Source organism: Candidatus Jordarchaeum sp. (genome assembly GCF_052745115.1).
Window position 1 is genome coordinate 1 of sequence record NZ_JBRAKS010000217.1, and the last position, 6,527, is coordinate 6,527.

Consider the following 6,527-nt stretch of genomic DNA (forward strand, 5'->3'; position numbering starts at 1 on the left):
ACCGAACACCATTTAGGCGGTGTCCTAAATGGGTAAGTTTCGGACAACGGTTTTCACCGTAGGTCGATTTCCACTAAAATGTTAAAAGAAATTATAAACATATACTAATTTTACAAAGTACAGAGGAAAACGAATGTATGTATTAGAGATTTTAGATAATTGGGCTAAGTTACAAGAGAGGGAGGTTGGAAAAAGCCCTGAGAAATCAAGATTTGCGAAAAATTACGATTTTACAGAAAAATCAAAAAAATTGGTTAAGCAACCAGAGTTTCTCCAAAACTCGGCTGTAAAAAGTGATAAACCCAAATTTAAATTTAAATAAACTAATTAAAAGATTAAGATATCAAAATAATTTTGTATATTTTATGAAGAACAATGCTTTTAGAGTCCACTAGCATATGTTTATTTTTTGGCTTTTTCTTCCAGTTCACCAATTTTTGATTCAAACATTTCGGCGTAAACATTCTCGCCCAAATCCTTGGATATTATCACTGCCATCTGGTAGAGTCTTAAGGCTTCCTTTATTTGTCCTTCATGTTCATGAACATTTGCCTGTGCTAAAAAGACACTGCGTTTTCCATCTAGCTCAGTTTCTGTTTCCTTTCTCATTTTTACTAATTCTGGGTCATCAGGCATCCTTCTCCAGTCCAGTTTTCCTACTACTTCCTCGGAGGGAGACCAGCTTAAACCCCCGACATCCTCCTGCTTTTCTGGAGTACTATTTGCTTTTATTAGATCTTGCAATTTTGTGATGAAATTAATCCAAAAAACTTTTCTGAGACTAGCATCCCAGTCAACCCGGGCATCATAATTGCTGGGATCCCCGATGAAAGAAATCTTGCCGTAGCTTTTGTCAAAGGCCTTGTCTATCTGAACTTCCATTATTCCCTTTTTCTTATTTAAAGATTTAATTTTGTATCCGTGCTCCGAAAAAAAGATTTTGAGTTCCTCAAAAACCGCATCCACGTTTGTGTTTAGTCCGACATAATTTTTTTGATAACCGGGCAATATCCTTCCTCCAACAACTTGACTATAATCCTAGCCGCTTTCAGAGGATTAAAATTGCTATTAACCTTAAGTAGTTTGAAAATCTCAGGTTTTTTAGAATTTTAACTTCTGAATGTTACTAATAATAATTTTAATAAGTGTTATATATTTAGGTTACGAAAGAAATTAAAAATGGTGGCCGAAAAGTAATTCAATTACCCATATTAAAATATTAATTATTGAGAGTAAGTACAGTGTTTAATGAAAAATTTCTTTTACTTTTAAAAATATAACTTGATTTAAGATAGCTCAATTAATTTCTTTCCACTTCAGGAGGTTCATTAGTGACTATATCTGGTGAAAAATACGGTCATGATGAAAACCAGTTTAAAAAATTGTTGCAGCAATTAATTCTACCTCCTAAGCAACATCCACGGTTTAAGATTATCGAGCTATATCATTTAACTGGTGTTAACCGGGGCAATCTTATAGTATCCCTATTTAGAGGACGATTAGAGATAAATAAGTTGAAGGTGCTTGATGTGGGATGTGGTTCTGGAGGAGTGTCTATAGCGTTTGCTAGGAATGGAGCTAGGGTTGTTTCAATTGATGTCAATGGTAACTGCACCAAAATCACAAAAGTTAGAGCATGTGAAGAGAAGGTTCTTATCGATGTGTCCAATACAGATGCGTGCAATACTCCTTTTAGGGATGAAGTGTTTGACATTTTAGTATGCAATGATGTTGTCGAACATATTTCAAATATTAATAAATTCTTTTTAGAGATTGGTAGACTTCTAAAAGCTGGTGGAGTAATCTTTATTGAAACACATAACAAGCTATCACCGTATATTATCCTTAGTGATCCTCATAGTGGCTTGCCTTTTGTAGTTCTTCTGCCTAAAAGAATTGCGGATCCTATTGTTTGGAGATGGGGGAGAATTAAAAATTCCCTCTATTATAACGCAACTTATCTGGACTTTATTAAAAAACTGTCAAAAAATGGCATTGAGATATTCTTTGTGGATCTATCTGTATGCTTAAAGGCTGCAAAAACCCTATCCAAGCTTATACCTGAATCTTCTTTTATCCATCGATTATTAGTGGAAATAATAGCTTTACTTACACCACTAATAGATTTTTGGATTCGAACCGTTCATCTGAAATTGCTTATTCCCGGCTGGAGGCTAATTGGAAAAAAGAAGAGAGGGACTGAAAACACATTTATTTTTTGAAAGGTCTTCTGTATAAGATTGAAATAATATGGGTTACTTAGAAGCAATATGGAGTGGAAGAGATTACTACTGGTACTTAGAATCTTAAAAAAGAATTGGTATAGTTTTGCACCGCTACTGGGTGTCCTTGAGAGAGATTATAGTTTCCATAATCTTCCAATTTTTTTTCTTAGGGATTTCAAAAAGTTGTCCCACTCTCTAGTTAAGGATATGGTCAAAGAATACGACAAAGTGGTTTTTGCATACTCGTTTTTCACAACCCAAGCACCATCAGTTCTGAAGGAGTTAAAAAACCTCTCAAAACACATATCTCAACTGGGAAAAGAAAAATTTGTTCTAATCGCAGGAGGACCGCATCCCACTGGAGATGTTAAGAGCACCTTAAGGATGGGATTTGACATTGTGGCACTAGGCACTAGTGAAGCTAGCTTTCCCAAACTAATTTATAATCTTCAATTAGATAAACCTCTCTATAACACTCCAGGTATCGCCTATTTCCAGAATAATGAAATAATAAGAACCGAGAAACAAGATTTACCTCTGGATAAATTTTATAGCTTTTCCGAAAAATTTGACATGTTTCCGCCAATTGAAATTAGCCGTGGCTGTCCTCATGGTTGCAAATACTGTCAGGTATCTTACAGTTTTGGAAAAAAAATGCACCACAGAAGTGTGAATATCATAAAGAAACATGTAGAAGCATATGAGAAACGATTTAGGGAAAGAGGGCGTACCGATATTAGATTCATTAGCCCTAATTCTCTTTGTTATGGCTCCAAAGACGGATTGAAATCGAATCCTAAAGCTATTGAAGAATTATTAAGAACAGTCAAATCATTAAATAAAGCCAGAGTTTTCTTTTGCTCATTTCCCTCAGAGGGTAGACCAGAAAACTTCGATGAAGAACTTGCAGGAATTATTTCCGAATATTGTGATAATAAGTTGGTTACGATAGGAGGGCAATCAGGAAGTAATCGCATATTAAAGTTAATGAATAGGGGACACACCATAGATGATGTTTACGAGGCTGTGGAAATTGCAATAAATAACGGGTTAGAAGTCTCTGTAGATTTTCTCCTGGGATTTCCCTCAGAAACCAGAAACGACCAGTACAAAACCCTTGAAGCCATTAAGCATCTATTCAAGAAAGGAAAGGTTAAGGCTAGACTTCACTATTTTATACCCCTAGCGGGAACCCCAGTGGCCCACAGCACGCCTGCCCCAATAGATACAGAAGTGCTCAGGGACTTGTATAAACTAGGTCGAGGCGGTAGAATATGGGGCTGTTTGGAATCTCAACAGGATTTTTCGCTTGGAAGAAGATTTAACACTTCATAAAAAAGAATCTTAGGAATCCGGTCAAAAAAATTATTCAAGAGCAGTCATAAGAATTAAGGGTTCCATTGGTATATTTTTTCTCCATTGTGGTTTTTGGTATTTATTAGTATTAGGTTTTCGGTGTCCTCTTCGATGTATTCTTTCTTCTTTAACAAATTCTTTAGTTTGCCGCACGAGTTTTTTCCTATAAACTTTTCCTTCTTCGTAATCGTAGTGTTGCCATTCGTCTTTGCCCATCGTAACTTTCCAGTACCTTCCTTTCTCCGAGAGTATTTCTCTAACTATTCCCTGCCTCTTATCCGTTTTCATCCTCACCCTTTGGCCAACTTGCTTTTCTAAATTCTGATAGTAATATTGAAGTTTAAAATTGAATAGTAACTCTATTGGAAATCTGTTTTTTTACGATTTTTAACATAATTTAATTCGAAATCATATTCAGTCATTAAATTCAATTCATGAAGCCTTTGATTAGATTCTTGAAAATTTTTCGTGTTCTTGAGAGCCTTCCCTATTGGACTTAGATCATAAACAACTTTGGTATCGAAGTAAAATGTTAGAGTCGAAAAAATAGATAGTTCCACACTACGATTTCCGTTTCTTATTTTAAAAATCCCGTGTTTACCCTTCCATGCTCTAAGAGGAAGAAAGCTAGCTTCAGTTTTTACATATCTTACAGCCTCAGACATTTTATAGAAATCATCCGGAGTCATGCCTCTTGCTCCTAAATATCCGGAGTTACTAGCAGCAAGTTGGAATCTCTTTACAAGTTCATCTAGGGTGAGTTCACCGTCACAGCCCGGAGCGAAAACAGCAATAATTGTGGGGATTTTCAAAAACCGTAAAGAGGTAAGCATCATACCGTCACAAAGGGGGCTTCTTAATCCTGATTCTCGAGAAGAGGCTAGGATGTCACCACCTACATCGAGTCCTACTATCAAGTCCAATTTAAGTTTTTTTACTGTTTCCTGTAATCCCCTAGAAATATCTCTAACACCTTTAGACACATCCACCATAATTGTTCTCTGTTTTAGATATTTAGCCATATTGCTGCATTGAAAGTATACTCCATCTCTGGTACGGGAATTTTTATCTATGAAAGCGGTGCATTCAGAAATTTTCTCAATATTTTCCACATCGTCTAGCGATCTTGGTCCTGGTTTCGGGTCGAATACTATACGCTCCCAGCTCACCCCTCCTAGTATAGTCTCTACCCCCAAAATATTAAGATAATTACTGGTGGGCAGAGTACCGAGTATATCGCCACCGCCGCCAACTCCTATTATCAAAGCTCTATTTATTTTAGAAGCTAGTTTCTCTATCGATTCGAGCATTTTCATCTCCAGAGAAAAATTTTCATAATAAGGAAAGTCTAAATCAGTTTTTTATTGTAGAAAATTTGGTTATTGATTTTTTCTGATATTAACAAAAAAATTAACAAGCATTATGAGGATAATAGGAAGTTTCTTTATCACGTGGGTTTTTTAAATATTCTTAATAAAAAAGGGAGGAAATACCTCTTTGAATTAGGTGATACTTTCTTCCGATATTTCTATTCCTTTATTGGTTATGGTCATAACGTCAATTCCTTCTCCTGATAAAACGTCTCGTTTTGCTGCCGCTCTTATTGCTCTTATTGCTAAGTCTTTTCCTTGGTTTATGTCCATTCCTTCTTTGTAAGATCTCTCAAGAGTGCCCAGGGCAATTTCTGAGCCAGAGCCCGCAGCTGCATAGGCGTCCTTTAACAGGGAGCCCAATAAGTCTAAGGTGTATATTGCTGGTCCTCCTTCATCTACACCACCGATAATTGTTTGACTGAAGAAAGGCGCCATCTTTCTTTCGTAAAGTATGTTCGATAGGAGGGTGGCTGCGGCTCGAAGGTTTATTGGTTTACGTTGTTCCATCGCGTACATTCTAGACATTGCTTCCAGCTCTTTTGATAGAACTTGCATGTCGGCAATTAGGCCAGCAACCGTAATTCCAATGTTATCAGTAATTTTGAAGACCTTCTTTCCAGTTCGACTTGTAATTAATCTGCCATAAGTAACACGTTTTTCTGCAGCTAACACTACGCCATTTTTGCATACTATTCCTACTATTGTTGCGCTCTCCGGATAACCAGACATTTTGAATTTCTCCTTTAACCCATCAATTCGTCTAATAAATAAAAACTTTTTGTGGTAATCAGTACATTAATTTTCCAATCTATTTATTCTCTTTTATTAGTTTTTATCTTATAGGCAATTTAATCGTAATTGTAAGATAAAATTGATTCTTAACAATCCTTTTATACTATAATGGCTTTGGGACAAAATTAGTTTAGTTCCTTTTCTTTAAGGTTTGTTCGTCGCTGGGGGTTAGGACGACTTCGCGTACATGGATCTCGGCGTTGTACTCTTTGAGGAAGTCTACCACCCTTTTTGCGTCGTCCTCCGCCACGATGATCACGCTCCTTATGAGCTTCACGTGGGGGACCTCCTCCAGCAGCCCATGCTTGCGGGAGCGGTACCTCCCGCCGTGGGAGGTCACGTCCTGACCGTAGAACTTCTGGCAGAACCTGTTCGTCGTTCTCTGGTCGTTGTTCCGGTACACCTTGAAGGCGATAAGCTTACCCATCATAAGTGTAAATAATGCACGTAAAATATTTAAACCTGACGGACAAATAATATACGAGGTGACTGGTGTGAAGAACAAGGAGCAAGAGAAGCTCAACAGGCTGATAGAGCAACTCAAGAAGGACGAGTTCAAGTACGTCCCGAGAGAGGAGAAGGAGATCGACTGGAGCAGGTACGACCGGGCCCAGATAAACGAGATAAACGACATGCTCCTCCTCATAAGGGACGCCGTGGACGAGGCCACGCTGAGGCTGGGCATAGGCGAACTGCTCAAAAAGGGTCCGGGAAGACCCCAGAACCCCCCCTCCCAGTGGTTTGGAATTTTGTTTTGTTTTTTGTGTTTTTTAGTCTTGTG

General features: G+C 37.6%; 9 protein-coding genes. 4 read left to right on the forward strand and 5 right to left on the reverse strand.

Going from position 1 to position 6,527, the window contains the following annotated elements:
• Window positions 1-133: 133 nt before the first annotated feature.
• The gene (locus tag ACUVXA_RS14050) at window positions 134-322 is read left to right on the forward strand and encodes a hypothetical protein (RefSeq protein ID WP_445871907.1); all 189 of its coding nucleotides are present in this window, start codon (window positions 134-136) and stop codon (window positions 320-322) included.
• An 80-nt stretch (window positions 323-402) separates the two neighbouring features.
• Here the strand turns inward: ACUVXA_RS14050 and ACUVXA_RS14055 are convergent, their stop codons facing one another.
• The gene (locus tag ACUVXA_RS14055; RefSeq protein WP_445871908.1) at window positions 403-1,008 is read right to left on the reverse strand and encodes a hypothetical protein; all 606 of its coding nucleotides are present in this window, start codon (window positions 1,006-1,008) and stop codon (window positions 403-405) included.
• A gap of 323 nt (window positions 1,009-1,331) precedes the next feature.
• On the opposite strand from ACUVXA_RS14055, the gene ACUVXA_RS14060 reads away from it, so the two are divergent.
• Together ACUVXA_RS14060 and ACUVXA_RS14065 are read left to right on the forward strand one after the other, a co-directional pair.
• Window positions 1,332-2,222, forward strand: coding sequence for a class I SAM-dependent methyltransferase (locus tag ACUVXA_RS14060; RefSeq protein WP_445871909.1), 891 nt, complete (start codon window positions 1,332-1,334; stop codon window positions 2,220-2,222).
• A gap of 48 nt (window positions 2,223-2,270) precedes the next feature.
• The gene (locus ACUVXA_RS14065; RefSeq protein ID WP_445871910.1) at window positions 2,271-3,560 is read left to right on the forward strand and encodes a TIGR04013 family B12-binding domain/radical SAM domain-containing protein; all 1,290 of its coding nucleotides are present in this window, start codon (window positions 2,271-2,273) and stop codon (window positions 3,558-3,560) included.
• Between the two features lie 30 nt (window positions 3,561-3,590).
• Here the strand turns inward: ACUVXA_RS14065 and ACUVXA_RS14070 are convergent, their stop codons facing one another.
• From ACUVXA_RS14070 to ACUVXA_RS14085, 4 genes are all read right to left on the reverse strand, one after another.
• Window positions 3,591-3,869, reverse strand: coding sequence for a hypothetical protein (locus tag ACUVXA_RS14070; RefSeq protein ID WP_445871911.1), 279 nt, complete (start codon window positions 3,867-3,869; stop codon window positions 3,591-3,593).
• A gap of 71 nt (window positions 3,870-3,940) precedes the next feature.
• Window positions 3,941-4,891 (reverse strand): DUF1152 domain-containing protein, encoded by a 951-nt coding sequence (locus ACUVXA_RS14075; RefSeq protein WP_445871912.1) that lies wholly within the window; start codon window positions 4,889-4,891, stop codon window positions 3,941-3,943.
• A gap of 192 nt (window positions 4,892-5,083) precedes the next feature.
• Window positions 5,084-5,683, reverse strand: coding sequence for an archaeal proteasome endopeptidase complex subunit beta (gene psmB, locus ACUVXA_RS14080; protein WP_445871913.1), 600 nt, complete (start codon window positions 5,681-5,683; stop codon window positions 5,084-5,086).
• Window positions 5,684-5,876: 193 nt separating this feature from the next.
• Window positions 5,877-6,176, reverse strand: a complete 300-nt coding sequence (locus tag ACUVXA_RS14085; RefSeq protein WP_445871914.1) for a hypothetical protein — start codon at window positions 6,174-6,176, stop codon at window positions 5,877-5,879.
• A gap of 64 nt (window positions 6,177-6,240) precedes the next feature.
• Between ACUVXA_RS14085 and ACUVXA_RS14090 the strand changes: the two genes are divergently transcribed.
• A partial coding sequence (locus ACUVXA_RS14090; protein ID WP_445871915.1) for a hypothetical protein occupies window positions 6,241-6,527 on the forward strand: 287 nt, incomplete at its 3' end.